This window comes from Pandoraea pneumonica, assembly GCF_049918595.1.
GTDB lineage: Bacteria > Pseudomonadota > Gammaproteobacteria > Burkholderiales > Burkholderiaceae > Pandoraea > Pandoraea pneumonica_A.
The window spans coordinates 707,427-732,876 of sequence record NZ_JBNCRZ010000003.1; the positions used below are offsets into that span (position 1 = coordinate 707,427).

General features: G+C 58.0%; 26 protein-coding genes. 13 read left to right on the forward strand and 13 right to left on the reverse strand.

All coding sequences use genetic code 11. The features are described 5' to 3' along the window. Positions 1–6: 6 nt before the first annotated feature. A complete protein-coding gene (locus ACPWR9_RS15735) occupies positions 7–1,272 on the forward strand; it encodes a three-Cys-motif partner protein TcmP (RefSeq protein ID WP_426299052.1) in 1,266 nt (421 codons plus the stop codon). On the opposite strand, the gene ACPWR9_RS15740 is transcribed toward ACPWR9_RS15735, so the two are convergent. From ACPWR9_RS15740 to ACPWR9_RS15755, 4 genes are all read right to left on the reverse strand, one after another. Continuing rightward, entirely contained in the window at positions 1,265–2,077 is an 813-nt protein-coding gene (locus tag ACPWR9_RS15740; protein ID WP_426299054.1) for a DUF5131 family protein, read from the reverse strand. The genes ACPWR9_RS15735 and ACPWR9_RS15740 overlap by 8 nt on opposite strands. 317 nt (positions 2,078–2,394) lie before the next feature. Further along, entirely contained in the window at positions 2,395–2,937 is a 543-nt protein-coding gene (locus ACPWR9_RS15745; protein WP_426299056.1) for a gamma-glutamylcyclotransferase family protein, read from the reverse strand. A 99-nt stretch (positions 2,938–3,036) separates the two neighbouring features. Next, on the reverse strand, positions 3,037–3,495 hold the full coding sequence (gene arsN2 / locus ACPWR9_RS15750; protein ID WP_426299057.1) for an arsenic resistance N-acetyltransferase ArsN2: 459 nt from the start codon (positions 3,493–3,495) through the stop codon (positions 3,037–3,039). Positions 3,496–3,501: 6 nt separating this feature from the next. Further along, positions 3,502–4,803 (reverse strand): MFS transporter, encoded by a 1,302-nt coding sequence (locus tag ACPWR9_RS15755; protein ID WP_426299058.1) that lies wholly within the window; start codon positions 4,801–4,803, stop codon positions 3,502–3,504. A 145-nt stretch (positions 4,804–4,948) separates the two neighbouring features. Between ACPWR9_RS15755 and arsH the strand changes: the two genes are divergently transcribed. Genes arsH through ACPWR9_RS15770 form a run of 3 tightly spaced genes read left to right on the forward strand, consistent with a single transcriptional unit; the run spans position 4,949 to position 6,517 of the window. Beyond that, the gene (gene arsH, locus ACPWR9_RS15760; protein ID WP_426299060.1) at positions 4,949–5,719 is read left to right on the forward strand and encodes an arsenical resistance protein ArsH; all 771 of its coding nucleotides are present in this window, start codon (positions 4,949–4,951) and stop codon (positions 5,717–5,719) included. A 3-nt stretch (positions 5,720–5,722) separates the two neighbouring features. Further along, entirely contained in the window at positions 5,723–6,052 is a 330-nt protein-coding gene (locus tag ACPWR9_RS15765) for an ArsR/SmtB family transcription factor (RefSeq protein WP_426299062.1), read from the forward strand. After that, the gene (locus ACPWR9_RS15770) at positions 6,053–6,517 is read left to right on the forward strand and encodes an ArsI/CadI family heavy metal resistance metalloenzyme (RefSeq protein WP_426299064.1); all 465 of its coding nucleotides are present in this window, start codon (positions 6,053–6,055) and stop codon (positions 6,515–6,517) included. Between the two features lie 79 nt (positions 6,518–6,596). Here the strand turns inward: ACPWR9_RS15770 and ACPWR9_RS15775 are convergent, their stop codons facing one another. Further along, positions 6,597–6,938 (reverse strand): ArsR/SmtB family transcription factor, encoded by a 342-nt coding sequence (locus ACPWR9_RS15775; RefSeq protein ID WP_426299066.1) that lies wholly within the window; start codon positions 6,936–6,938, stop codon positions 6,597–6,599. A 232-nt stretch (positions 6,939–7,170) separates the two neighbouring features. Here ACPWR9_RS15775 and ACPWR9_RS15780 point away from each other — a divergent pair, with 232 nt between their 5' ends. Next, positions 7,171–7,686 (forward strand): arsenate reductase ArsC, encoded by a 516-nt coding sequence (locus ACPWR9_RS15780; RefSeq protein ID WP_025249482.1) that lies wholly within the window; start codon positions 7,171–7,173, stop codon positions 7,684–7,686. A gap of 2 nt (positions 7,687–7,688) precedes the next feature. Further along, a complete protein-coding gene (arsB, locus tag ACPWR9_RS15785; protein WP_150568097.1) occupies positions 7,689–8,762 on the forward strand; it encodes an ACR3 family arsenite efflux transporter in 1,074 nt (357 codons plus the stop codon). Between the two features lie 34 nt (positions 8,763–8,796). Here the strand turns inward: arsB and ACPWR9_RS15790 are convergent, their stop codons facing one another. The 3 genes from ACPWR9_RS15790 to ACPWR9_RS15800 are packed head-to-tail and all read right to left on the reverse strand — an operon-like array spanning position 8,797 to position 12,516. Next, on the reverse strand, positions 8,797–10,158 hold the full coding sequence (locus tag ACPWR9_RS15790; RefSeq protein ID WP_426299068.1) for a sigma-54-dependent transcriptional regulator: 1,362 nt from the start codon (positions 10,156–10,158) through the stop codon (positions 8,797–8,799). After that, positions 10,155–11,618, reverse strand: a complete 1,464-nt coding sequence (locus tag ACPWR9_RS15795) for a sensor histidine kinase (RefSeq protein WP_426299070.1) — start codon at positions 11,616–11,618, stop codon at positions 10,155–10,157. The genes ACPWR9_RS15790 and ACPWR9_RS15795 overlap by 4 nt, the downstream gene beginning before the upstream one ends. 7 nt (positions 11,619–11,625) lie before the next feature. Further along, positions 11,626–12,516 (reverse strand): PhnD/SsuA/transferrin family substrate-binding protein, encoded by an 891-nt coding sequence (locus ACPWR9_RS15800; protein ID WP_426299072.1) that lies wholly within the window; start codon positions 12,514–12,516, stop codon positions 11,626–11,628. A 166-nt stretch (positions 12,517–12,682) separates the two neighbouring features. Here ACPWR9_RS15800 and ACPWR9_RS15805 point away from each other — a divergent pair, with 166 nt between their 5' ends. The 4 genes from ACPWR9_RS15805 (at position 12,683) to ACPWR9_RS15820 (ending at position 16,090) form a co-directional block, all read left to right on the forward strand. Further along, positions 12,683–13,207 (forward strand): arsenate reductase (azurin) small subunit, encoded by a 525-nt coding sequence (locus ACPWR9_RS15805; protein ID WP_025249487.1) that lies wholly within the window; start codon positions 12,683–12,685, stop codon positions 13,205–13,207. Between the two features lie 10 nt (positions 13,208–13,217). Then, on the forward strand, positions 13,218–15,695 hold the full coding sequence (locus ACPWR9_RS15810) for an arsenate reductase (azurin) large subunit (protein WP_426299074.1): 2,478 nt from the start codon (positions 13,218–13,220) through the stop codon (positions 15,693–15,695). 65 nt (positions 15,696–15,760) lie between these two features. Further along, the gene (locus ACPWR9_RS15815; RefSeq protein ID WP_426299076.1) at positions 15,761–15,931 is read left to right on the forward strand and encodes a c-type cytochrome; all 171 of its coding nucleotides are present in this window, start codon (positions 15,761–15,763) and stop codon (positions 15,929–15,931) included. Between the two features lie 18 nt (positions 15,932–15,949). Continuing rightward, on the forward strand, positions 15,950–16,090 hold the full coding sequence (locus ACPWR9_RS15820; RefSeq protein ID WP_426299078.1) for a c-type cytochrome: 141 nt from the start codon (positions 15,950–15,952) through the stop codon (positions 16,088–16,090). An 18-nt stretch (positions 16,091–16,108) separates the two neighbouring features. Here the strand turns inward: ACPWR9_RS15820 and arsC are convergent, their stop codons facing one another. The 5 genes from arsC to glmS form a co-directional block, all read right to left on the reverse strand. After that, positions 16,109–16,537, reverse strand: a complete 429-nt coding sequence (arsC, locus tag ACPWR9_RS15825) for an arsenate reductase (glutaredoxin) (RefSeq protein WP_426299080.1) — start codon at positions 16,535–16,537, stop codon at positions 16,109–16,111. Further along, a complete protein-coding gene (locus ACPWR9_RS15830) occupies positions 16,534–17,616 on the reverse strand; it encodes an ArsO family NAD(P)H-dependent flavin-containing monooxygenase (protein WP_426299082.1) in 1,083 nt (360 codons plus the stop codon). Before ACPWR9_RS15830 ends, arsC begins: the two co-directional genes overlap by 4 nt. A gap of 229 nt (positions 17,617–17,845) precedes the next feature. Then, the gene (locus ACPWR9_RS15835; RefSeq protein WP_426299084.1) at positions 17,846–19,339 is read right to left on the reverse strand and encodes an AAA family ATPase; all 1,494 of its coding nucleotides are present in this window, start codon (positions 19,337–19,339) and stop codon (positions 17,846–17,848) included. 325 nt (positions 19,340–19,664) lie between these two features. Next, positions 19,665–20,336: a hypothetical protein gene (locus ACPWR9_RS15840; RefSeq protein WP_426299086.1), complete on the reverse strand. Its 672-nt coding sequence runs from the start codon at positions 20,334–20,336 to the stop codon at positions 19,665–19,667. 611 nt (positions 20,337–20,947) lie between these two features. Next, entirely contained in the window at positions 20,948–22,777 is a 1,830-nt protein-coding gene (gene glmS, locus ACPWR9_RS15845; protein WP_426299088.1) for a glutamine--fructose-6-phosphate transaminase (isomerizing), read from the reverse strand. A 159-nt stretch (positions 22,778–22,936) separates the two neighbouring features. On the opposite strand from glmS, the gene ACPWR9_RS15850 reads away from it, so the two are divergent. The 3 genes from ACPWR9_RS15850 (at position 22,937) to ACPWR9_RS15860 (ending at position 25,298) form a co-directional block, all read left to right on the forward strand. After that, the gene (locus tag ACPWR9_RS15850; RefSeq protein ID WP_426299090.1) at positions 22,937–23,422 is read left to right on the forward strand and encodes an Lrp/AsnC family transcriptional regulator; all 486 of its coding nucleotides are present in this window, start codon (positions 22,937–22,939) and stop codon (positions 23,420–23,422) included. A 120-nt stretch (positions 23,423–23,542) separates the two neighbouring features. Beyond that, the gene (locus ACPWR9_RS15855; RefSeq protein WP_426299092.1) at positions 23,543–24,298 is read left to right on the forward strand and encodes a DeoR/GlpR family DNA-binding transcription regulator; all 756 of its coding nucleotides are present in this window, start codon (positions 23,543–23,545) and stop codon (positions 24,296–24,298) included. A gap of 46 nt (positions 24,299–24,344) precedes the next feature. Further along, positions 24,345–25,298, forward strand: a complete 954-nt coding sequence (locus ACPWR9_RS15860; RefSeq protein WP_426299094.1) for a glycerophosphodiester phosphodiesterase family protein — start codon at positions 24,345–24,347, stop codon at positions 25,296–25,298. Positions 25,299–25,450: the final 152 nt, after the last annotated feature.

The following is a 25,450-nucleotide window of genomic DNA, read 5'->3' on the forward strand; positions in this document are numbered from 1 at the left end:
CCAAGAATGGCTAAGACAGAAGACAAGTATTTCTGGCAGATTGGGCATCCTCCGCCATTTCTCGACCAGCACAGTGCCGTCAAGCATTCGATTGTCGAACAATATGTTCAGCACTACATCGAGACTTTGATGAGCTTGCCAACAATGCCCAAACTAACGTTGACGTTAGTAGACGGGTTTGCTGGCGGCGGGGAATATCTCAACGTCAGAGCCGAGTCCGTTAACGGCACACCATTGCTTATGATGCGCGGCGCGCATGCTGCCCGTGCCGGCGTGAACGCCGGACGGCGCACGCTGCGCGAGGTCAACGCTGAGTTTTTTTTCGTTGAGAAAAAACCGGAATCTGCGGCATACCTAGTTCAGCATCTGCAGAAGCGGCGAGCCGAAGGTGCTATCTCGCAAGAGGATTTCGCACGGGCCAAGGTGCTGAATGGGGGATTTCTCGACGAACTACCTGGAATAGTGCGGCGCATCAAAGAGCGCAAGGGCGGCAATCGGGCGATATTCTTGCTCGACCAGTACAGTTACAACGCCGTTCCGATGGATAAGCTTCGATGGCTAATGACAGAGCTGCCGAACGCGGAGGTCATCATGACCTTCAACGTGGATTCGCTCCTTACGTATATTAGTGACCGAGAGGCGAATCGAAAGGCCGTCCGGGGCATCGGCATAGAACAGTACATACCCTGGACTCAGTTGGGCCAAATCAAGGCGGAACACGGGCGAGCAGCACTCCAGCGCTATGTTGCTCACGGCATCAAGGCTGAAACAGGCGCGCCGTTCATGACGCTGTTCTTTGTCCGACCAGATTCCGCGAATCCTTGGAGTTACTGGCTCGTTCACCTGTCGCGTCAGTACAAGGCGCACGATGTAATGAAGTCCCTACACTGGGAGCATTCAAGCGAATTCGGACACGAGCTTGAGCCAGGACTTTTCATGCTTGGCTACGACCCGAAGCGGGATGAGCAATATACCGGCCAGTCCATTCTTTTCGATGCCGGGGGCGCAGAACTCTGCATCGAGACGTTGAAAGATGACCTCGGGCGGATACTGTCGGGCCGACAAGAACCGCTCACAGTTCGGCAATTGCTGACCGAACATATCTCGAACACCATCGCCGACGAAACGAGGCTGCAAATGGTCATCCGAGGTTTGCACGCCGAGGGGAATATCGTGGTGTCCAACAATCAAGACAGAAAGAGGCGGCCGTCGAAGCACTACAACGCATCTGACGTCATCGAGTACTCGCCCCAGCGGAGCTTCTTCACGTAAGCAGGATGCGGTCGGGCATGTCGTCCCAGGTCCGACCTTCAAGAAGCCGGCCATTCGCCCCCTTCGAGCGGCGAACGCCGTCGCACCCCCACGTACCCCATTGCTTGAAGAAGAACTTGACGCCCTGTTCCTCGCACTGAATCTTGACGTTCTGGACCCATTCTTCGCGCATCGGACGCGCTTTCGGTCCGGACTCCCCTCCGACGATGACCCAGTCAATATTCTCGAGATTCAAAGTTCCAATGTCCTCGAGAAGCGGCTCGACTGAAAGGAAGCGCACGCCGCCTTCTACTTCGCGCAATTCATCGATACGGGGAACACCATACTTCCGGTCTTCAACGGTCACGCCGAGCCAGGCGTTTGCAGGAATTTCTCGACGACTACAGTAGCTCGCCAAGCGTTCCGCACGCTTCGTGAGAATCTGGAAAGTATGTTGCGGACATGCTCGAATTGAGTCAAACACCTGCGTGATATAAGCATCCGGAACCGAACGGTGAAATAGGTCAGACATCGAATTGACGAAATACACCGTCGGACTCTTGCGCTTCAACGGCTCACCAAGGCGCTCCGGCAGGATATTTAACTTGAAGCCGTTCTCATAGCCCGGAGTACCCATGGCGTGCAAGCGCTTCGCCATGCCCTCGGCGTAGCAGTTCTTGCAGCCTTTGGAGATTTTCGTGCAACCCACCGTAGGGTTCCACGTGCGCTCGGTCCACTCAATCTTGCTTTGCCCACCGCTCATTGTTCGACCTCTCAATTTGATTGCGATTTTAACGGGCTTCATGCGGCCAGCACGAATAGCCATGCTTCTGTCATGTGCTGGCGGTTCCCGAATGCCGGAAAACAACGAAACACAATTGCCTTCAGTTCGGTCTTGGCAGCATAGAGTCACAACTGTACATTTATACAGTTAACAAGGAAGGAGATTATCGTGTCCTGGCTTGGACCGCGCAACAGCGACGCAAGGGCGAGCAGAACACCCCGAAGTCCGCAGTTCCGTGCGGCGCTGTGCGTTCGCACAGTGCCTATCATGCCAACGAGTTCCTACATGAAAAAAGCCAGGCAACCAGGAGAGAGTGCTCCGAAGACCAGTTCCGATGCACTTGGGCGAGGCGTCACCAGTTATTCATGTGCCCCTGACGATGACTGCAGGATGGCTCGCTCCCGATGCGCTCGCGCGTCATCTGGGTCTTTAACCCAAACCGTGTTGCGTATAAGTCGGACATGGTCTTCCGGATGGCCAGCTTCCTCGGCGCCCCTCAAGACAAACTCCCAATACCAGTCATAAGGTCGAACTCCCTTGCTTGTGTCTGTTGCCACATAGGTTAGGGCCTGGATATTGCGGTCCGACGTGATGACGTCCACATTCTGAACCTCATAACCGTTCCGAACTCCTTCCACTCGGTCAAGGTTCCTACGGTCTCCTACGTTCACAGCGAAAAGCACTCCAAATATACGGTCGTCGGGGTTTCCCGTTTCGAGGCAATCGCATTTTCCTGAGCCGTCCTTACTTACTTTATTGAACGTCAACCGCCGCCCTACGACGTAGCCAGCACACAACGCCCGCGCAGAGGGAGCGCGGGTGGGCGCAGTCAGCCGCGGCACATACATGTTCGAGCCGTAGGCGAAGTACAGAAACGTTTCGTCATCTAGTTCCAGGTGCATTGATATTCCTCATTTTTCTTGTGGCGGACGCGCCGTCCACGCCGTCTGGCCGGCGACGACGAATATATATCTAGGAATTCGGAGCACGTTAGATGAGCACTAAGGCCCGCCGTTTGCTTTGAACATGCAAGCAGCCGACGCCGGGCAAATGCTTGCGAATTGCGAGCTTCGCTGAAGCGATTCAGGCGCGGCGCTCCGGTCCACAACCACATATCCTTGGCGGGCAAAGAACTGGCTAGCAGTGGTCGTCAGCAGGTAAAGGGCATCGACGGCTTGCTCTCGAGCTCTTGCTTCCGCTGCTGCGACGAGTGCATGTCCAATCTTCATTCCCCTAGCCTCTTCCGCAACGGCAAGAGAGCGTAGCAGGCCGACTGTGCCGGAAAGCTCCAAGCCGACACTTCCTACGATGTTCCCATCGGTCGCTACGGCGACGAGAAATCCAATACCCGCTGACTCAGTAACGTCTTCCCACGGCAGCTCACACTTGGCCAGCAGCGTTCTAATCTGTGGGATTTCGTCTACGCGCGCCGGGCGAATCATGGTGCTACTGTCGTTCATCGCGAGTTACTCCGCTGAAACTGCTGACGGTGAGTGTGCGTGCTTTGGGGTATGCGCGCCACGAGCAAAATAAACGGCAAAAGCAAACGCTACTGCTGACATCAGCGAAACGGCCAGCACCACCCATTCGACTGGCAAGTAACGCTGCTGAACACTCCATATCGCCGCGGCCGAAATCGGCGCGATACCTTTCGCGATATTCGATGGCATCGACAGCAAGCCGCTAATGCCACCGTAGCCCTCAGTCCACATCAAATCTTGCACGATGGTCCCGCGCAGGATTGTCATCATGCCATTCGCACCACCGTAAAGCAGCGCGAACAGCGCGAGCGCATACGGTGACGAGCCGGCAAGCAGGAGGACAACAACGGACACCGGGAACACCGTCGTCACAATCAACCCGATGATGGACGGCTTCACGTTTCGCCCGGTGGCAAACCACGCCGCCCGGGCGATGACTTGTGCGGGGCCGATGATTGCCATTGTCGTCAGAATCACCGCATGAGAGACATGGCGCTCGACCATGAGGGGGACGAGGTGGAAGGTGAGCGCTGCGAAGGTGGCGTAGTAGGCCGTAAAGCAGGCTGCCAGCGCCCAGAACACAGGACTCTTCAGTGCGCGTTTGGTAGATGCTTTGTTCGCCTCGCGGACAAGCGCCCGTTGGTTGCTGGTTGACGCGCCGCTCGAGTGGGAGCGGATGGCAAAGAGGTGAATTGGCAACGCAATCACAAGGTTGAGCGACGCCAGCGCGACAAGCGCGCCACGCCAGCCGAACCAGTCCACAAACCCTTGGGTCAGCGGGATGAATACGGTACTGGCAAAGCCGGCAACCAGGGTGATGAGCGTAATCTTCGCGCGAAACGTTCTGGGGTAGTCGCGCGTCACGATGGCGAACACGGGGTCGTAGAGGGTTGCGGCCATTGATATGCCAAGGCCTCCCCACACCACGAAGAGCGTGACTAATGAGTGCGCTTGCGACCAGAGCAGCAGCATCGCACTCGATAGAACAGACCCCAACACCATGATGCGACGGCCGTGCCCGTGGTCAATCCACGTGCCAAGCGGAAACGCCGCGAGGCCGGATACGAGCAAGCCAAAGGAAAGTGCCGCATTCGTGTCCGTGCGAGTCCAGCCCATGGCTTGTTCCATCGGCACCACGAACAGCGAAAAACCGTAATACACAGAGCCCCACGACACCAACTGGGCCAGGGCGAGTGCCCAAGTCGCCGCTAAGCCGTTCTCCTCTTTTGTCGTGGAGGGGCTTGAGGCCGGCTGATTCAGCTGCGAACTTGATTCGTTGCGTTCCATACAGTGTTGCCCCAAGGCTTCCCATGTATTGCTTGGTCTAGAGCAGCGTCTTTCGGCGCCGGCGGAGTGCGTTTGACGATTCTACTTGCAATTCTTTGATATTTCCATAAACTTGGAAACATAGAATGTTCAACGGACCGATTCAATGACCACGCCTAACCTGAACGCAACAACTCTTCCGGCCGCAAAGACTGAATATCTCGACACGTCCATCGCGGCACGCCTTGGTATGCCGGGTGCCGAACCCGTGCGAATTCTTCTTTTGTACGGCTCACTGCGTCAGCGCTCTTACTCCCGGCTGCTCGTAGAAGAAGCCGCCCGTTTGCTCGAGCTGTTCGGTGCTGAGGCGCGCATTTTCGACCCGCGTGGCTTGCCGTATCCGGATGAGCCGGGTGTCGAAGACCATCCGAAGGTAAAGGAGTTGCGCGAGCTGTCCATCTGGTCCGAAGGCCAGGTTTGGTGCAGCCCGGAGCGTCACGGAACGGTATCTGGTGTCCTCAAGACGCAGATTGACCAGTTGCCGTTGTCGATGGGCGGGATTCGACCGACGCAAGGCCGCACGCTCGCGGTGATGCAGGTCAGTGGTGGCTCGCAGTCGTTCAACACCGTCAATCAGCTGCGACAGTTGGGGCGTTGGATGCGCATGTTCACCATCCCCAATCAGTCCTCGGTTGCGAAGGCCTACGACGAATTCGACGAGACCGGCCGTATGAAGCCGTCGCCGTACTACGACCGCGTTGTCGATGTGATGGAAGAACTCGTGAAATTCACACTGCTGCTGCGTGGACGCGCCGACTACCTTGTCGACCGATATAGCGAGCGCGCTGAAGAGGGACGTGTCCTCGACGTGAGCACGGACCTGGCATCGCTCGCAATGGGATTGAACGTGGCGCCGCAACATGAAGAGGTCGAGTAAGCCGTGGCCAATATCGACTCGAAGCGCGCCGTTACCGCACTCGCCGCACTTGCGCAGGATTCGCGGCTAGCGGCATTCCGATTGCTCGTGACCGCTGGGTCGCCTGGCATGAACGCCGGCGCGATTGCCGACGCGCTCAATATGCCGGCCCCGAGTCTGTCGTTTCACCTGAAAGAGCTGACCCATGCCGGGCTTATCGAGGGCCATTCACAGGGGAGGAATGTCATCTACCGTGCGAACTACGAAAACATGCAGGCTCTCATCGACTTTTTGCTCGAAAACTGTTGCGCCGCCGAAAAGTGTGGCAGCGCTTCCAACGTAGTGGAGACTTAAATGAAGCGATTTCACGTACATGTTGTCGTGCCTAGCCTCGACGAAAGCGTACGCTTTTACAGTGGCCTGTTCGGTGCGGAACCGACGGTGCTCAAAGGCGACTATGCCAAGTGGATGCTGGAAGACCCACGCGTCAATTTCGCGATTTCGGCCCGCGGCGGGGAGACTGGGGTGAATCACCTGGGCTTCCAAGTCGATACCGAAGACGAACTCGCCTCGCTGCGTGAGCAGGCGTTTGCCGCGAGTGTGGACATCGTCGACCAAGCCGGCGCTCAGTGCTGCTACGCCTCGTCGAACAAGTATTGGGCGAAGGACCCCGCTGGCGTGCCTTGGGAAACCTATCACACGCTGGGGACCATTCCTGTCTACGGCAGGAACAGTCAAACGGCCGAAAAGGGAGAGGCTTGCTGCATGCCGTTGACCAATAAGCCCATCGCGGATAGCGCGAAGTCCAGTTGCTGCTAAGTGTCGTGTAAACGCGAAATGGCCGCCAATTCAGGCGGCCATTTTGTTTGTGTCGTGCCTAAAGAAGCAGGCAGCGGAATCAGGCAGCGACCGTCTTCGGTTTGCACTTGACCGCTTTCTTGGGCGCGCACACCTCGGCACCCTGGCAGCAATTCTCCGTCAGGAAGTCGATGAGACTGTTCATGTGGTCGATTGCCGGTGCGTAATAGATGAATCGCCCCTCCTGGCGAGCCGTGACAAGGCCAGAGTGAGTCAACTCCTTCAAGTGGAAGGACAACGTAGCGCTCGCGAGACCGAGGGCTTCCTGAATCACACCAACGCTTAGGCCGTCCGGCGCGGCTGTGACGAGCAGGCGAAAAACCGCGAGGCGGGTAGGCTGCGCCAAGGCGGCAAGAGCTTTGACTGCGTCGTTTTCCTTCATGGTGCTTGGTCGCAATGGTTAAGCGACTATTCTAAGCCTATCGAGATGGCTTTGGCGCGCGAGCAGCAATTCCTTACTTGCGAGGGGTGTATCCCACGGTCCCACCTTGGGGGCCGGGTGTTCAGCCAGCCCCGTACCCTGCCGTCCGAAAGGCGCTTGTCGGGCATCGACATTTCGATTATATTGGAGATGTCGATTTAATTCGACCATGCCCAACAAGCGGAGAATTTTCGTGACCGAACAACGCAAATACAACGTCCTCTTCCTGTGCACGCACAACTCAGCGCGCTCGATTCTCGCAGAGGCCGCGTTGAACGCGCTGGCCGGTGACAGATTTGTCGCCTACAGTGCGGGGAGCCATCCTGGGACGGCGCCGAATCCGCACGGTATCGAGTTGCTGCGCTCGCAGGACATCTCCGTTGAAGGGCTTCGCAGCAAGAGCTGGGATGAGTTTGCCGTAGACGGCGCACCGCGCATCGATTTCATTTTCACGGTTTGCGATGACGCGGCTGGTGAAGTCTGCCCGATTTGGCCCGGTCATCCGGCCAAGGCCCACTGGGGTGTGCCAGACCCGTCGCAGGTCGAGGGTACCGAAGAGGAAAAGCGCCGGGCTTTCCTGAAGACCTTCGTGCAACTCAAAAAGCGCATCGAACTGTTCACCAACCTGTCGCTCGATAAGCTCGACCGTATGGCGGTTCAGAAGGAAATGCAGAACATCGGCACGTCGCTGCGCGAGAAAGGGGAGTAAAGATGTCGGACAGTCAAACCGTCGATACGCCGTCGGAGAAGCCTGCGGGGGGTATCGGGTTCTTTGAGCGATACCTATCCGTGTGGGTCGCCTTGTGCATCGTTGCAGGTATCGGGCTCGGCAAACTGATGCCAGGTGCCGTGCAGTCGATTTCCGCGCTTGAGGTCGCACACGTCAACCTGCCCGTGGGCATCCTCATCTGGGTGATGATTATCCCGATGCTCCTGCGAATTGACTTTGCTTCGCTGGGCAAGGTTCGCAGCCAGGTCAAGGGCATTGGCGTCACGCTCGTCATCAACTGGGCGGTGAAACCGTTCACGATGGCGTTCCTCGCCTGGGTGTTCGTGCGGCACGTGTTCGCGTCGATGTTGCCTGCTGACCAGTTGGACAGCTACGTTGCTGGCCTGATTCTTCTGGCTGCGGCACCGTGTACCGCCATGGTGTTCGTTTGGAGCCAACTGACGAAGGGTGACCCGTATTTCACACTCTCGCAGGTAGCACTTAATGACGTGATTATGGTTTTCGCGTTCGCCCCAGTCGTCGGCTTGCTGCTGGGCATCTCGAACATTACGGTTCCCTGGGACACGCTCCTGACGTCGGTGGTGCTTTACATCATCATCCCGGTCATCATTGCGCAGCTCCTTCGCAAAGTGCTGTTGGCAAATGGGGAAGCTAGTTTTCAGCGCGCACTCGCGAAGATTGGTCCGTTTTCTATCGCTGCGCTGTTGCTTACGCTGGTGCTGCTGTTTGCCTTCCAAGGTGAGCAAATCATCGAGCAGCCAGGCGTTATCGTGCTTCTCGCGGTGCCCATCCTGATTCAGGTCGTCATCAACGCGACGCTCGCATATCTTGCCAACCGCAAGCTTGGCGTATCTCATGACGTTGCCGCGCCGTCCTGTCTGATTGCAGCCTCGAACTTCTTCGAACTGGCCGTGGCGACCGCAATTAGCCTGTTTGGCCTTAAGTCAGGAGCGGCTTTGGCTACCGTCGTTGGTGTTCTGATTGAGGTGCCCCTCATGCTCGCCGTCGTGAAGGTGGTGAACTCTTCTCGGCGGTGGTACCAACGTCAGTCGTAACGTCACCCGACAGGCCGCGAATTCGCGGCCTGTTTCATTTTGATACGGCGTCGTGGGATTCGTGGCCGGCAATCTTGTAACGCCGCATCCGTTCCCACAGGCTCTTTCTCGAAATTCCAAGCGCAGACGCGGTTTCGCTGATTCGCCCACCGTGCGTGAGTAAAGCTCCCCGGATATAGAGCGTCTCGCACCGCTGAAGGTACTGCGACAACGGGGGCTCTTCGGCTTCATCAGGCGAGCCTTCATCACCTGACCCTGTCTCGGGAAAAATGTCGAGGGCCCGCAACACGGGTGAACTCGACAACAGGCAGGCACGTTCAAGCCGGTTGCGAAGCTCTCTGACGTTTCCAGGCCATTCGGCTGTCACTAACGCAGCCTCGGCGGCCGGATGCAATTCCTTGAGGGCTTCACCGTTTGCTGCCGCGTGGGCCGCAAGGAAACGACGCGCAATCCAAAGAATGTCCTCTGTCCGTTCGCGCAGCGGCGGCACCCTGAGCGTCACGACGTTGAGTCGATAGAAGATATCCTCACGGAACAGTTTCTTCTCCACGAGTTCGTGAATATCAATGTGCGTTGCGCACACCAGGCGGAAGTTGCACTCCACGATGTGCTCGCCACCTACGCGCCGGACATGTTTCTCCTGCAGCACGCGAAGCAACTTGACCTGCATGCTCAATGGCAAGTCGCCAATTTCATCGAGGAAGAGCGTTCCGCCATTTGCCTGCTCGAACAGGCCTCGCTTCTGGCGGTCGGCACCGGTGAACGCACCCTTTTCGTAGCCGAAGAACTCCGACTCCATCAATGTTTCTGGGATTGCGCCGCAATTCACCGCAACGAATGGCTCTGAATGTCCCTCGCTAGCCACGTCGTGAATGTATCGGGCAAGAACCTCCTTCCCCGCGCCGGACTCGCCATTGATGAGAATGGAGGATGCCCGTTTGGCTACCCGTGGCACGATTTCCGCAAGCTTCTGCATCGTTGCTGCGACGCCGAGTGGCCCACAATCAAGCTCCGCATGTTCGGGAATCGTCGTGGCAACTAGGTTCCGAATCTTCTCGACCAGGTTGCCGATGTCAAAGGGTTTGGTGATGTAGTCCGAGACTCCGGCTTTGAGCATCGCGACTGCACGGTCGACCGAGGCGTACGCCGTCACCAGCACGAACGGTGGAACGCTTTGCATTGACGTGACCAGACGCGAGTACAGGTCGTCGCCTGACACGTCAGGCAATCGGACGTCACTAATAACCACGGCGTAGTGCGCGTTAGGGATGGCCGCCAATGCCGCGGCGCCCATCGTGTGCCAGTCAACGGCGAACCCTTCTAGCTGGAAGCGCTCCACCATCGACTCACCCATAATCGGGTCGTCCTCAACGAGGCATATCTTCGGGGCGTTCATGACGGTTCTCCATTGCGCAACGGCAATATGACTTCGAATGTCGTGTCGGACGCATCACTCAATACCGCTATCGTTCCACCGAGCTGCGTGACTATCTGGTAGCTAACCCAAAGCCCAATACCGTACGAGCGCACGCCTCTCGGGCTTTGGCTTGGCCAGTACGGCTCAAACAGGCTCGTAACCATTTCCTCGGGAATCTGCTCGCCGGTGTTGGCTATCTCGATACGCAACGTCGACGCCTTCACGGCCGCGCGGCAGGAGACCCGTCCGTTCACAGGGACGGCCTTCATCGCATTCAAGAGCAGGTTCAGAACGAGCTGGCGAACCAGGTGGGACGGTACGTTGACGCTCTCCGTTGGGACGTGCCACTGAAGGGCTACGCGCTTGGTGAGGACCTGGGGCTGCACTAGAAGCCTTAGGTCGTCCCAATCCGACGGCGCGGTCGTCGGTGAGTCGAGACGAGCCTCGAACAGCAGGGCTCCGACCGTTGCGCGAATCTGAGCCAGGCCACGCTCCAGCAACGCCAGCGTTCGCTGCGTCAGTCCGTCTGGCTGCCCGTGCTTCCCGAGGGTGTCGACCGCGTTAATCAGTCCGCCGAGTGGATTATTGATTTCATGAGCGATACCCGCGGCAACGCGTCCCACGGCAGCCAATCGCTCGGAGACAACCATTTCGCGCTCAAGCTGGCGCTTCTCGGATAGCTCATCGAGCATGTCTCTAAAGCTGGCGGAGAGCCGACCAATCTCATCACGACCGTGTGCCACAACTTCGTCTTTGAGCACCTCGGGTTCGGTTGTGTGAACCCGGCCGAGGGCATCGGAGAGTCGATGGAGCGGCCGGGCGATACGTGCGCCCCAAAGCCAACTCAACGGAATCAGTAGCAGAAATCCGGCTGCGTTAAGCACCGCAATTCGAATAAACAGCGTGCCGAGACTGCCACGGAGCGTTCCGGTGTCGTAAGTCGCGACAACGAATCCAAGCGGCGTGTTGTCTTCTGCCAGCACAGCTCGGGCGCCGACAATAGCGTCGTGACTGAAGATGCCTGGGTATTGGAAGTAGAAGTCGAGCGGACTGGCGCGTAGTGCGGCTATGGCCGACGAGATGGCGTGCCCCATGTCGTCGGACTTCGTTAGCGTCACATATTGCCGCGGCTCACTCGCGGCATAGACCTTGCCGTTTGCATCGAAGACGACAACCGCCGTCAGCGGGTCGTCGGGTTGCTTCGCGGCGACCGGCGTGCGCACAAACTCGTAGACGCGGAAAAGGTCGTCTCTGACAAGTGATTCACGAACTGCGATGGCAGTGGCATTGGTGAGACTTCTGGCGCCATCCACAACATTGTGCCGAGCATCCGCCAGCGCCAATCCAAGCAGCACCGCCGTGACAGCACACTCGGTTAGGAAGATTGCCGCAGCGAGTGCGAGCGGAATCTTGTAGCGATAACTGACGTTCTCTAGCATCGCAGGCTCACGTCGGCATCGTGTCGGAAATCCGCACGAGGCTTCGAATGCCGTCAAACAACCGGTCGTCGCCAATGACGAAGCGGTCCAGGTTCAGGTGCTCAAGAAGCTCTCGCCCATCGGCGCTCTCCGGCATCGCGAGCAATGCCAACTGGATGCGAGCGAAGGTTTCCATCGACAGCCCCTTACGTGCCACCAGTGGAGGAAAGCCATAGGCCGGCGACTTCCATGCGACGCGAACCCCCGACACCGAATCTGGCAACTGTTTGGCCATTGTGTCGAAGACGTACCCATCGATTTCGCCAGCTGATGCGAGTCCCGTTGATACTGCTTCAGCGACTTTCCGATGTGCGAATGTGAAGAACGTGCGGCTAAAAAAGCTCCGTGGGTCGAGACTATTTCGAATCAACTCGGTGCGGGGCACCAGATATCCCGAGTTCGATTGCGGGTCGCTGTAAGCGAACACCTTCCCTCGCAACTCAGTGATGCTCGATATGTCTTGCTGGGATTTGGGAACGATGAGGTATGACTGGTAGAGCGGGCGACCCTTGTACTGCGGTATTGCGAGCAGCTTCATGCGGTCAGTGTGAGTGACATATGGGTATCCACATACCCACGCCACATCGAGCTGGTCGGCCAGAAGCATTTCGGTGATTTCACCGTAACTTCCTCGCTGAACAAACTGGACTTCTTGCTCGAGATGAGACTCCAGGTGCGCGCGCCACTTCGAGAGAAGCCGCACTTGATTGTCGAGGAAGACAGCCGTCGTTCCAAACAATACTTTTTGCTGCGGAGCAGCAAGCGCAGGGCGAATGGCTCCGCACGCGGCGAGGCCGACGCCGGCCCCAACAGCGTGAATCAACGTCCGTCGGGTGTTACTGAACGGTAACCCGGACATTGCTTTGTCCCCTCTGCGCGTTACCACCTCGAAACATATAACGATGTTTCTGGGGGCATCGAATTATTGGACCCCATGCCACGTCGGCTTCGGTCTCGTGTGGCATGGAGTTTGCCTTTCTCTTTTCGATAGTACTGGTTGCCCGAAGGGGTATCAAGGAGGAGGCATGTCCGATAAGAACTTAACGCGCCGCACATTTCTCAAGCTCAGCGGTGGGAGTGTCGCTGTAACCGCTGTAGGCATTGCACAGCCAGCATCAGCCGCCCCGGCCGCAGCGCCGGATACCAGTCATACGGTTCTTCCCTATCCGCGAAAACCCTTGGGCACTGCGGGGCAGATTGTTCAGGGCACACCGCTCCAATTCAGCTATCCCGACGCATCTTCGCCGTGTCTTGCTATCAAGCTCGGCGTCCCAGCACCTGGAGGCGTCGGGCCGAATCAGGACATCGTCGCGTACAGCATGATGTGCACACACATGGGCTGCCCCGTTGCTTACGACGCAGGGACAAACACCTTCAAGTGTGGGTGTCACTACAGCATGTTTGATGCGGAAAAAGGCGGACAAATGATTGCCGGTCAGGCGACAGAGAATCTGCCGCGCATTCATCTTTCCTACGACGAGAAGAGCGGCCGTATTACTGCCACGGGTGTTGAGGGCATGTTGTACGGCCGGCAGGCGAACGTCCTGTAACGGAGGAGTCATGGACAACAACGGTGACCGCATTACGCTGCCGCCCCCGAGCGCGCAACGTACCAACATGACTTGCCACTTCTGCATCGTGGGGTGTGGCTATCACGTCTACAAGTGGCCGGAAGGGACCGAGGGAGGTCGAGCGCCAGGAGAAAACGCGCTCGGAGTCGACTTCCGAAAACAGGTACCACCGCTATCGCTGACGCTTACGCCCGCGATGACCAACGTCGTGAGCGACGCAAACGGTGCTCGCTACAACGTCATGATTGTCCCGGACAAGGAGTGCGTGGTTAATAGCGGGCTCAGTTCTACGCGTGGCGGCAAGATGGCCATGTACATGTACAACCCGTACGGTTCCACGCGTGACCGGCTTCTCAACCCGCGCCTCTACGTCGGTGACCAGTGGGTAGACACGAATTGGGACCGGGCGATGAAGATTTATGCCGGCCTGCTCAAGCGCACTCTAGATAAAGATGGCCCAAGCGGCGTGGTGTTCTCGGCATTCGACCACGGTGGTGCCGGCGGTGGCTTTGAGAATACTTGGGCGACGGGAAAGCTGATGTTCACGGCAATTCAGACGCCGATGGTGCGCATCCACAATCGGCCGGCCTACAACTCTGAGTGCCACGCCACCCGCGAAATGGGCATTGGTGAGCTGAACAATTCCTACGAGGATGCAGAGCTCGCGGACGTCCTGATGTCGATTGGCAATAACGCATACGAGACCCAGACGAACTACTTCCTCAATCATTGGGTACTCAATCTCCAAGGTGGAACGCTCGACAAGAAGAAGCAGCATTTTGCTGGCGAAGCTACGCCTGCCACGAAGATTATTTTCGTCGACCCTCGTCGCTCGCCGACCATCGCTATCGCGGAGCAGGTCGCTGGCGCAGACAACGTGCTTCATCTGGACATCCAGCCGGGGACGGACGTTGCGCTCTTCAACGGGTTGTTCACTTACGTCGTTTCGCAGGGTTGGATTGACCGAGACTTCATCGCCCAGCACACGAACGGGTTCGATGACGCGGTGAAGACCAACCATATGTCGCTCGAGGAGGCCAGCAAGGTCACTGGTGTCTCCGTCGACAAATTGCGCAAGGCGGCAGAGTGGGCCTATAAGCCGAAGGCGTCCGGCCAATTGCCGCGCACGATGCACGCCTACGAAAAAGGAATCATCTGGGGCAACGACAACTACCTGATTCAGTCAGCGTTGGTCGACCTCGTGCTTGCGACACATAACGTCGGTCGCCGAGGCACAGGTGTGGTTCGCATGGGCGGCCACCAGGAGGGATACACGAGACCGCCTTACCCCGGAGACACGAAGATTTACATCGACCAGGAGCTCATTCACGGCAAGGGCCGCATGATGACTTGGTGGGCCTGCAACAACTTCCAAACCAGCAACAATGCCGAGGCGCTGCGCGAAGCCGTACTCAGACGCTCGCAAATTGTGAAAGAGGCAATGCAGAAGGCTCGGGGCGCGACCGATGAGCAACTTGTCGATGCCATTTTCGATGCCACCGGAAAAGGCGGCCTGTTCGTGGCTTCCGTCAACCTCTATCCGACCAAGCTTGCTGAAGCGGCCCACATCATGCTGCCAGGCGCGCACCCCGGTGAAACCAACCTCACGTCAATGAATGGCGAACGGCGCATGCGCTTGTCGCAGAAGTTCATGGACCCGCCGGGTAGCGCAATGCCCGACTCGCTTATCGCTGCTCGAATCGCCAATTCCCTGAAGAGCATGTACCAGGCCGACGGCAACTCGAAGATGGCCGCGCGCTTCGCTGGCTTCGACTGGAAGACTGAAGAGGATGCCTTCAACGACGGGTTCCGGCAGGCCGGGCAGCCAGGGGCGCCGAAGATTGATAGCCAAGGTGGTGGGACAGGTAATCTCGTGACGTATGACCGTCTGAAGGCCGCCGGAAACAATGGCGTCCAGCTGCCCGTCAAGTCGTACACCGACGGGAAGCTGGTCGGCACCGAGATGCTCTACACGGACTCCAAGTTCGACACGGCCGACGGCAAGGCGCAGTTCAAGCCGGCTCCCTGGAACGGTTTGCCGAAAACGGTGGCCCAGCAGAAGGAGAAATATCGGTTCTGGATTAACAACGGGCGGAACAACGAGGTCTGGCAAACCGCTTATCACGACCAGTACAACGAGTTTGTGCGCGGGCGATATCCGATGGCTTACCTGGAGATGAACCCTGACGATGCCAAGGGGCTGGGCGTCTCGGCCGGCGACATTGTCGAGGTCTTCAACGACTTCGGTTCCACGTACGCGATGGCGTACCCAGCTAAGGAAATCAAGCAGGACCAGACGTTCATGCTCTTTGGGTATGTCAACGGCATCCAGGGCGATGTGACGACCGATTGGACCGACCGGAACATCATTCCCTATTACAAGGGCACCTGGGCCAACGTGCGCCGCGTCGGTGCCATGGAGGATTACCAGAAAACTGTGAGTTTCAAGAGCCGACGATACGCTTGATTGCAGTCATATGCCGCCCGCCACCCCGGGCGGCATTTTTCTTTCCAACGACCATGGAGAAATTGATGAAGCGATTTCTGGGAATTCTTCTGGGCTTGACTGTTGCAGTGCCAGCTTTTGCTCAGGTCGATGCCGCCAAGGCTACGTCCATCGAGAGTAAGAACATGTGCTTCTCGTGTCACGCCGCTGACCACAAGATTGTGGGGCCTGCGTATCGCGAGGTTGCCGAGAAATAAAAAGGGGATTCTGGCGCGATGGCCAAGCTGATGAAGAAGGTCAAGCAAGGTGGCTCCGGCGTGTGGGGGCCCATGGCCATGCCGCCGAATCCTGGCATCAGTGATGTCGACCTGAAGGTTGTTCTGACGTGGATTCTTGCAGGCGCGCCACAGCAGTAACGCGCCCGGTATTTCTGATTACCCCTTGGTGACGCGGTTGCCTTCACTGTCGACGACGACTTCGCCGTCTTCCTTGGTGAAGGCACCTTTTTGCGGCGTCGGCAGGATGTCCAGAACAAGCTCAGACGGACGGCACAGTCGCACGCCGAGTTCCGTCACAACGATAGGCCGATTGATGAGGATGGGGTGCTCCATCATTGCATCCAAAAGCTGGTCGTCCGTCACGCCGTGTTCACCGAGTCCCAGTTCTGCGAAGGGCGTGCCTTTCTCGCGGACCACCTCGCGCACGGAAAGACCCGACCGCTCGATGAGGTCGACGAGCTGGTCGCGTGTCGGCGGATTCTTGAGGTACTCAATGACTTCCGGCTCGATGCCAGCGTTCTGAATCATGGCCAGCGTGTTGCGCGACGTCCCGCAATCCGGGTTGTGATAAATCGTGACCTTCATGAGCTACTCCGTTCTTGAATTGAAGCAAGGTATTCAGCAATCTGATTGGCCGTGTCCCGGGCACAACGCATCACGCCGATGAGCGTAGCTGAGGCGAAGCCTGTCCATTCGCCATAGCCGACGAGCCATAGCCTGGGTTCGCGAATAGCGTGAGTACCTTCAGTCGCTACCCGCCCGTCGCTTTCGAGCACGCCTAATCCGTCCAAATGGTCGAGCGCAGGTCGGAAGCCAGTGCACCAGATGACGGTATCCACAGGTGAGAGGGAGCCGTCCGCCCAGACCACGCCATCCGATACGAAGCGGGAGAACGGGCGAATGGAATGAAGGACGCCTCTGGACCTAGCCTCCTTCACGCTCTTCACCATCACTACGTCACCGAGGCCGCCGGTGGGTGCGGGCGCTGGCCTGCCTTCACTTTGAGCCTTCCACTTTTCGGTGGCGCGCTCGAACAGCACTCGTCCGTCGACCTCGTCTGGCAGGAAGAGAGGCTCGTCCACCGTAACCCAGGTCGCGTTACAAACTTGCGACACCTCAGCGAGTATTTGAGCCCCCGAATTGCCGCCACCGACGACAAGTACGTTCTTGCCATGTAGGTTGCCGGCATTACGGTAGTTGGCGGAGTGAAGTTGTTCACCTTCGAACAGCTCTTGCCCGGGATAGGTCGGGATGTAAGGCTTCTTCCATGTGCCGGTGGCGCTAATCACCGTTTGCGCCAACCAGTTACCGTCATTGGTCTCGACGAGCAAGCCCGTGTCGGCCTGTGCCACGGATGTCACGTGGACAGGACGTCGAATCGGAATTTGGTACCGGTGTTCGTAATCGGTCAGGTAGTGGATGACTTCGTCACGCGACGGATATTCACTCTCGCTACGCGGCATTGGCCAGCCGGGGAGCGAACTCCATTGCGCTGGCGAGAACAGTCGCAACGAATCCCATGCCTGCTGCCATGCGCCACCGGGAGACGGCTGCTCGTCCAACAGAACGTAGTTCAAACCGGCCCGGCGCAGGAAGTAGGCTGTTGCCAGTGCTGACTGGCCGCCTCCTATCACGCAAACGTCGGTTGAATGGGTTGGTTGCATCGTTAGTAAGGCCAAGTCCGAGATTCACTCAACAATTCCATAATACCGGAAATATGGTTTTATTGGTTTGGTGAAATACTCATGCAAGTCGGCAGACGAAGTTGCATTTTTCTCGGAGTAATGACTTGGCCAACCGCGGAAAAGGACAAGCGGATGGCCACGGCTCTTAGTTCTTGCCCAACCAACTTCGAAAAGGTGACCAGATGTTGAGTATGAAGATAGTGTCGGCTCATATGTTCAGTAACGCGGCCTGCCTTTCCAGCCAGATGCGGATGAGCTTTGTGTAACGCCCCCATTCGGGACTCAATGTCGCGAGCGCAATCAACGTCCTAACCGCATACACTCGGTCTTCGCCCGACGCGCGTACTACCTCGTCAATGTATCCGTGCCTTTCCGGTACGTTCACGACTTCATGAGCGAGCTGCAGCATTCTCACGTCGGCGGCAGGCACTTGAGCCGGCGTTATACCCGCGAGCATCCCGTGGAGCATTTGTTCCGGGGATGTTTTTGACGGGCTAAGGAGAGGCCGAATCACACGAAACAAATCTGCACGCTGTGCCTCTCGACGCGGCTCGGTACCTGTAAGGTGCTTTTTGATTTGCGTGCGCCGTTGGTGAGCTGTCGACGAGACGTCACCGTCCAACACGATTAGAACGTGGTCCAACGGTTCATTCGTCAGGACAAGGCCAGCCCCGAGTGGGAACGCGTTTGAGCATGGACCGTACCAACCGACGTGCACCAACGATTGAAGGCCCAACGACCGAGCCACCTCCCGAACGATGCCCTCGGCTACGTAGTCCTCCACGTATACGCGGATTGGCCGCTGGATATTCCCCGTCAGGAGTCGCAGCGCGTCGTATGAGTAACCTTTATATACCAGCGTTTGTGCGGGCGTTCGGTGTAGCGTTCGGACGGATATCGTCTCGTACATGTCCGCGATGGGAGGGAAGTGTGTCGTAAAAATCAGCTGCTTATGATTTCTTGTGCAATGTTCATTTAAAAGCTCCAAGAGCTTCTTAAGTGCATCTTGATGTAAGAACAAATCCATTTCATCTATCAAGATTAATGAATATTCATCCGCACCAAATACTGCATCGAGTATTCTAAAAACACGTTGTTCGCCGGCGCTCATTGAGAGTGCGGCATAGCTGAGTCCGCCGTTTGTTACTGCGATGGAGGGGCGGCCACCTCTTTGGTACTGTACGCTGTGATATCCAGCATAGTTTCGATTGAGAATTTGGCCCGCCGCCACACGGACGCTGTTATTCATCTCGCCGTCGCGCGCTTGCCGATGATAATGGACCATCCCATTTATGTTTAACGTTTCGACTTCGGGCACAGATTCTTGAATGGTCACGAGGCGGACTGGTCGAGCAGGTCGATTATCGTACCGAGGAGACCATCGGTCGATTTCCTTGCGATAGCGCTTGCTCAATCCGGCATGGTAGTTCCGTCCATCGCGCTCGTTGTAGTGGATGGTGAAATCACTCCCAGCCCACAGGCCATCAGTGTTTGGCTTGAAGAACAACGGGAAGCGATATCCGTCGGCCCCATTGGGTGGGGCGTAGGCGCAGGCTAATGCGTGCAGCACTGTAGATTTCCCGCTGCCGTTTGTCCCCATAATTGCGGTGAGGGCAGAATCGGTGAAGTCAATCTCGACATCCTTAAGATTTTTTAGCGTTGCAACTTCAATCTTATTTAATTTCTGTTGGCTGACGGGCATGTGTAGAGTGCTGGCAGCCAAAGGCGTGCCACGACGATAGTTTTTTGTTGAATTCAAACGTGTTTTCAACAGGAGAATACAGCAACTCGGACGACGGGCCGACAGCCAACTGTCAAATGACGCCAGCGATGAGCAACTGACTTTCACGGCGTAGTTGCCCGATTATCGAATCTTGATTTCGAAGTTTCGTGACCAACGATTAGCTACAACGAATCCAGCCGCAGTAAGAACAGAAAGAAAAACGCACCCCACTCGACTGCCACGTATTTGCGACCGGAACTCAAGATGCTCGCAGCGGCAATCGCGTCAACCACCTTCGCTATGACTAGGTGGTGATGCGAAAGGCGTTGCAGCAAAAAAACTGCGCCGACGCGAGACGATGAGCAACGTGAGCGGCAACTTGCCAGTCCGGTTGGTCATTCGGGCGAGCAGGAGTGGCGCGCGTGGTCACCGGGACGGAACCCAGAAAGCCAATACCCTCCTGGTTGCAAAATCGAAGAACAAGTCGCGCGACCAAATGTCGCCAGAGGTTCGTCGGGTGGCTAAGGGTGCTTGCGGCCCCGCCCCGTGCCGTCAATGCAACGAACAGTCTCGAACCTTCGTCCGCGAGGCGATTTCGGACTCGTAGCAACGGTGTTTTCCAATCGCAGGTTAGCCACAAGCGACTGAGCTCATCAGAATCTATGACGAGCACGGCAGCCGCCGAACCGTCCGCAGCCAGGAACCGTGTGAGCTTGAGCTTCGTGTCCGGAGCATCGGTCAGTGCAATCGCGGAGGTCGCGTATCCCGTCTCGGTCTGAAATGCGCGAGCTACATCCGACGCAAGAGGTGTGAAGCCGCGTTCGGTAACATTGTTCTCACGATGCGGCATTGCTGCCGAAGGCACCGGCAGACTATTGGCCTTAAGCAAAACCAGCCCCTGCGCAAAATTGCAGTGCCACCCTCCCCAAACGGGCTGTAGTCCACCAGCCAACACCTGGCCTTCTTCGGCATACATAGCGACCTCCACCATTCGATATTTCCATAATACTGGAAATATAGTGCAATTCAAGTTGCAAATCGTGAATGTGGCTCGATTTACGGGCTAAGTGGGGTGGGCGCTGGAAAGGCTGTTGACGTGTCTTGACGTCATTGCACCGGTGACCGCCCGACAGGAGATGGCAATGGCAAAGCTGAATACGAAATTGGCGGTAAGAGCGCTAGCCGCTCTCGCGCACGAGACTCGCCTCGAAATGTTCCGACATCTCGTGACGCGGGGCATGCCGGAATGAGTCCTGGCACCATCACTGACAAGTTGGGAATCGCTCCGCCAACGCTTTCCTTTCACCCGAAGGAGCTTGTGCATGCGGAGCTTACGGCTGATAGCGGCGCTCGGATTGTGTCGCGGACTGCTTGAGCCTCTGAATTGCCGACACCGGTGCGAGGGGGCAGCGATTTTCCCACGCCCGAGACACCTCCAGGGTGCTTCACGAAAAATTCTATTAGTTTCCCTTAAGCCCCGCCCCGCCTTGGTTTGCGGGCGGTCCGGAGGCCTTAAGGAAAACTTTTTCGGCGGGCTTTAAGCAAAACTAATAGATGTTGTCACTTGAGCAGTGCTCGCCCCCCCCTTCACTCCACCGTCACCGACTTAGCCAAATTCCTTGGCTTATCCACGTCGGTCCCTCGCGCGACGGCTGCGTGAAACGAGAGCAGTTGCATTGGGATCGTGTGGAGAATCGGCGAGAGCATGCCGTAGTGTTCGGTGAGTCGAATCACTGCGAGACCCGGTCCCGGGGTGATGCCGCAGTCCATGTCCGAGAACACGTACAGCTTGCCGTTACGCGCGGCCACCTCGTGCATGTTGGACTTGAGTTTCTCCAGCAACCGATCGTTCGGCGCCACCGCTACCACCGGCATCTGATCGCTCACCAGCGCCAGCGGCCCATGCTTCAACTCACCTGCCGCGTAGGCTTCCGCGTGGATGTACGAGATCTCCTTCATCTTCAGCGCCCCTTCCATCGCCACCGGGTAATGCATGCCGCGCCCGAGAAAGAGAATGTCCTGTCGGCGCGTGAGCTCTTCCGCCCACGCGATGATCTGCGGCTCCAGCGCCAGCACCTTGCTCATCGCCTCAGGCAAATGACGAAGCGCACGCAAATGCTGCTGCTCATCTTCCTCAGACAGACGTTGCCGCGTCTGCGCCAAAGTCAGCGCGAGTAAGAACAACGCCGCCAACTGCGTCGTGAACGCCTTTGTCGACGCCACACCAATTTCCACCCCCGCGCGAGTGAAGAACGTCAGCTCACACTCACGTGCCAACGCACTCGTCGCCACGTTGCAAATCGCCAGTGTATGCAGCATGCCCAAACGCTTCGCGACATGCACTGCCCCCAACACGTCCGCCGTCTCGCCGCTTTGCGACACGGCCACGACCAGCGTATTCGGATTGGGCACGCTTTCCCGATAGCGATACTCGCTGGCAATCTCCACGCTCACGGGAATCTGGGCCAGACTCTCGATCCAATACTTAGCCGTGAGCGCCGCATGGAAACTGCCGCCGCACGCGAGCAACAACACTGAATCCACCTTGTTGAACACCCGCCATGCGTTGTCGCCAAACAGTTCCGGCATGATCGCCGTGACGTCCTGCAACGTGTCAGCGACCGCACGCGGCTGCTCGAAAATCTCTTTCTGCATGTAATAGCGGTACGGGCCAAGATCGGCCGCACCGCTATGCGCCGCCACGGTGTTCACCGCGCGCTCGGCACGCTGCCCGGCCGCATCGACGATCCAGTAGCGATGCAATTGCACATCCACCACGTCGCCATCTTCCAGATATACGATCTGATCGGTCACGTTCGCCAACGCAATCGCATCCGATGCGAGGAAGTTCTCCCCTTCCCCCACGCCCACGATGAGCGGCATGCCGTCGCGTGCGCCGACGATTCGATGCGGCTCATCCCGACACATCACGGCGATGGCGTAGCTGCCTTGCAGGCGCGCTACGGCTTCCTTGACCGCGTCGAAGAGATCGCCGTTGTACAAGTGATCGATCAAATGAGCGATGACCTCGCTGTCGGTCTGGCTCGTGAACACGTAGCCGTGCGATTCGAGCATGGCGTGCAGCGCCTCGTGGTTCTCGATGATGCCGTTGTGCGAGAGCGCAATGCGGGCACCGTCGTCACGCGGCGAAAAATGCGGATGCGCGTTCTCGGTCACCGGCTTGCCATGCGTCGCCCAACGGGTGTGGGCAATGCCGGTGTACCCAGTCAACGCCTGGCGCGCCACCTCGGCCTGCAAGTTCGCCACACGCTCGACACTGCGCGCCCTGACCAACTGCGCATCGCTGTAGAGCGCCACGCCGCACGAGTCATAACCCCGATATTCCAGTCGCTTCAGGCCGTCGATCAGGGTCGGTACGATGTCCCGCTGCGCAACGGCACCGATAATTCCACACATGTCGCTTCTCCGAAAAATGTCGTTCAACCGCATCAGTGAAGCGATGGTAGGACCGACGATACGAAATTAATCGTCAAATTAAATACATCAATGAAATAAAATATCGCGTCATTGAAGTCATGAAATATAATTTCACATCGACTACTTCCCGGAGCCACGATGGCGGGCGTATTTCTGGATGACTTGGATCTTCGGATCTTGCGGGTGCTGCAAGAGGATTCCTCGGTGACCAACATCGCGCTGGCCGCCCAGGTGCATGCGTCGGCGCCCACCTGTTTGCGCCGTGTTCGTGCCCTGAAGGAAAGCGGCATCATCGCGCGCGAGATCGCAGTCTTGGATCGGGCCAAGCTTGGCCCGACGTTGACCGCCGTGGTCGAAGTCAGTCTGGACAGGCAGACGGCGGAAGACTTCGACGCCTTCGAAACCTTCATCTGCGCCGAACCTGCGGTGACACAGTGCTATCGCGTCTCTCCCGGCCCCGATTTCGTCGTCGTGGCGGAAGTCGCCGACATGCCCGAATACGACGAACTGGCGCGACGCCTCTTCAAAAGCTCGTCGAACATTCGCAACGTGCGCACTTTCTTCTCCACCCGTCGCGCCAAGTTCGAAGCCAACGCCCCGATACGGCTGCCGACAGAGCGCTAATGAACGGTCCTCATAGGCCAATAATGTTCATTTGAACATTGCGAGCCGTCATTTGAATGTCATGCATGGCTGTCAAGCTGGCGCCCATTCCAGAACGAATGCGCCAGCAACGCCAGCCCGATGGACCTTTCCGACCGCCAGACCCGCATCGTGTCGCTCTTTCGCCAGCATGGCGAAATGAGTGTCGATGCCCTCGCCGAACACTTCGGCGTCGCCACGCAAACGATTCGCCGCGACGTGAACACGTTGTGCGACGCCAATGTACTGCGCCGCTATCACGGCGGTGCGCGACTGCTCACACCGGGCCCGAATCAGCCGTACGAAGTGCGTCGCGTGCGCAATCTCGAAGGCAAGATCCGCATCGGACTCGCCGCCGCCGAACGCATTGCCGATGGCGCCACCGTCCTGTTGGGCATCGGCACCACGCCCGAACAAGTCGCCGTGGCGCTCGTGCATCGCAAGCGCTTGACCGTCATCACGAACAATCTGCGCGCTGCACTGGTCCTCGCGGCAAACCCTGAACATCGGGTGATCGTGCCCGGCGGCGAACTGCGCTCCCCCAATCCGGAAATTCTCGGCGACGAAGCCGATCGTTTGTTTCGCGCGTATCGCGCCGACGTCGGCGTGTACAGCGTGGGCGGCATCGACGACGACGGCGCCTTGCTAGATTACGACCGCCAAGAAGCCGCATCGCGCGAAGCCCTGCGCGAAGCGAGCCGCTATCGCATCCTCTTGGCCGACGCGTACAAGTTCACGCGCAAGCCCAACGTGCGCGGCGGACAACTCAACGAACAAGACCTCGTCATTACCGACGCCCCGTTGCCCGCCCCGCTCTGCGATCGCGTGCAAACATTCCCCGAGATTCAGGTCGTCTGACCCTTCGCCGCTCGCCAACATCGATCGCTTTCAAGAGACCGCAGTCATGCCCCTCGCCTCGTCCACCTCGCGCCTTGCGGCTGCCGCATGGATCGCCCTCGCCTGCACAGGCGGCACCCTGTTGCCCGCCACTGCCCAAGCTGCGCCACTGATCGTCGCGCACCGAGGCGGCACGGGCGACACGCCCGAAAACACCGTACAAGCCTTCACCAATGCGTTGCAGAACGGCGCGCAGGCGTTGTGGATGACCGTGCAGGTCACGCGCGACGGCGTGCCGGTGATGTACCGCCCGGCGGATCTGTCGGCGCTCACGGATGGCCGCGGCAAGCTTGCCGACATGGATTACGCCGACGTGCGCAAGCTCAACGCTGGCTACAGCTTCTCGCGCAAAGACACCAACGGACAGACGGTCTACCCGTACCGCGACCATCCGCTGCCGATTCCGACCTTGCGTGACGCACTCGCCGCAGCGCCCGCCAACGTCCCCGTACTACTCGACATGAAGCAGACGCCTGCCGCGTCGCTCGTCGAAGCCGTCATCAAGGTACTGGACGAAACGAATGCCTGGTCGCGCGTGCGCTTGTATTCGACCGAAGCCGAGGCGACCGATCGCATGCGTGCGCGTCGTCCGCAGGCGCAACTGTTCGAATCGCGCGATGCCACGCGTAACCGCCTTGTGGCCGCTGCGCTCGGCGGGCAATGCGTGACGCCGCCCGCACCGGGCACGTGGGCAGGCATCGAGTTCCACCGTCAGGTGGAAGTTATCGAACGCTTCACCCTCGGCGAAGGCGTCTCGAAGGTCGTCGCGAACTGGTGGACACCGGCGGCCGTGCAGTGCTTCAAGTCGCAAGGCAACGTGCATCTCGTCGCGTTTGGCGTGGAAACGCCGCAGGACTATGAAGCCGCTTCGCAGTTGGGCTTCGACGCGGTGATGACCGATTCGCCTGCACGCCTGCGCGCCGCACTGGCCCAACCGCAGTCCGCGAGCGCGGCGAAGTAACGCCACGCGGCCACTCGAAACAGAAACCGCCGCCGACACGGAGATATCCCACAACGGACATCTCCGCGTCATATCTTTAGGAATCCTAATTTCAAACACGACAAATCGACCCGGGAAGCGATACTCGGGCGGGGCGTCGTGACAGTACCACC

Coding starts and splice junctions, on each gene's coding strand:
- ACPWR9_RS15735 (WP_426299052.1), top strand. CDS start 7: ATGGCTAAGACAGAAGACAAGTATTTCTGGCAGATTGGGCATCCTCCG.
- ACPWR9_RS15740 (WP_426299054.1), bottom strand. CDS start 2,077: ATGGCTATTCGTGCTGGCCGCATGAAGCCCGTTAAAATCGCAATCAAA.
- ACPWR9_RS15745 (WP_426299056.1), bottom strand. CDS start 2,937: ATGCACCTGGAACTAGATGACGAAACGTTTCTGTACTTCGCCTACGGC.
- arsN2 (WP_426299057.1), bottom strand. CDS start 3,495: ATGAACGACAGTAGCACCATGATTCGCCCGGCGCGCGTAGACGAAATC.
- ACPWR9_RS15755 (WP_426299058.1), bottom strand. CDS start 4,803: ATGGAACGCAACGAATCAAGTTCGCAGCTGAATCAGCCGGCCTCAAGC.
- arsH (WP_426299060.1), top strand. CDS start 4,949: ATGACCACGCCTAACCTGAACGCAACAACTCTTCCGGCCGCAAAGACT.
- ACPWR9_RS15770 (WP_426299064.1), top strand. CDS start 6,053: ATGAAGCGATTTCACGTACATGTTGTCGTGCCTAGCCTCGACGAAAGC.
- ACPWR9_RS15775 (WP_426299066.1), bottom strand. CDS start 6,938: ATGAAGGAAAACGACGCAGTCAAAGCTCTTGCCGCCTTGGCGCAGCCT.
- arsB (WP_150568097.1), top strand. CDS start 7,689: ATGTCGGACAGTCAAACCGTCGATACGCCGTCGGAGAAGCCTGCGGGG.
- ACPWR9_RS15790 (WP_426299068.1), bottom strand. CDS start 10,158: ATGAACGCCCCGAAGATATGCCTCGTTGAGGACGACCCGATTATGGGT.
- ACPWR9_RS15795 (WP_426299070.1), bottom strand. CDS start 11,618: ATGCTAGAGAACGTCAGTTATCGCTACAAGATTCCGCTCGCACTCGCT.
- ACPWR9_RS15800 (WP_426299072.1), bottom strand. CDS start 12,516: ATGTCCGGGTTACCGTTCAGTAACACCCGACGGACGTTGATTCACGCT.
- ACPWR9_RS15805 (WP_025249487.1), top strand. CDS start 12,683: ATGTCCGATAAGAACTTAACGCGCCGCACATTTCTCAAGCTCAGCGGT.
- ACPWR9_RS15810 (WP_426299074.1), top strand. CDS start 13,218: ATGGACAACAACGGTGACCGCATTACGCTGCCGCCCCCGAGCGCGCAA.
- ACPWR9_RS15815 (WP_426299076.1), top strand. CDS start 15,761: ATGAAGCGATTTCTGGGAATTCTTCTGGGCTTGACTGTTGCAGTGCCA.
- ACPWR9_RS15820 (WP_426299078.1), top strand. CDS start 15,950: ATGGCCAAGCTGATGAAGAAGGTCAAGCAAGGTGGCTCCGGCGTGTGG.
- arsC (WP_426299080.1), bottom strand. CDS start 16,537: ATGAAGGTCACGATTTATCACAACCCGGATTGCGGGACGTCGCGCAAC.
- ACPWR9_RS15830 (WP_426299082.1), bottom strand. CDS start 17,616: ATGCAACCAACCCATTCAACCGACGTTTGCGTGATAGGAGGCGGCCAG.
- ACPWR9_RS15835 (WP_426299084.1), bottom strand. CDS start 19,339: ATGCCCGTCAGCCAACAGAAATTAAATAAGATTGAAGTTGCAACGCTA.
- ACPWR9_RS15840 (WP_426299086.1), bottom strand. CDS start 20,336: ATGTATGCCGAAGAAGGCCAGGTGTTGGCTGGTGGACTACAGCCCGTT.
- glmS (WP_426299088.1), bottom strand. CDS start 22,777: ATGTGTGGAATTATCGGTGCCGTTGCGCAGCGGGACATCGTACCGACC.
- ACPWR9_RS15850 (WP_426299090.1), top strand. CDS start 22,937: ATGGCGGGCGTATTTCTGGATGACTTGGATCTTCGGATCTTGCGGGTG.
- ACPWR9_RS15855 (WP_426299092.1), top strand. CDS start 23,543: ATGGACCTTTCCGACCGCCAGACCCGCATCGTGTCGCTCTTTCGCCAG.
- ACPWR9_RS15860 (WP_426299094.1), top strand. CDS start 24,345: ATGCCCCTCGCCTCGTCCACCTCGCGCCTTGCGGCTGCCGCATGGATC.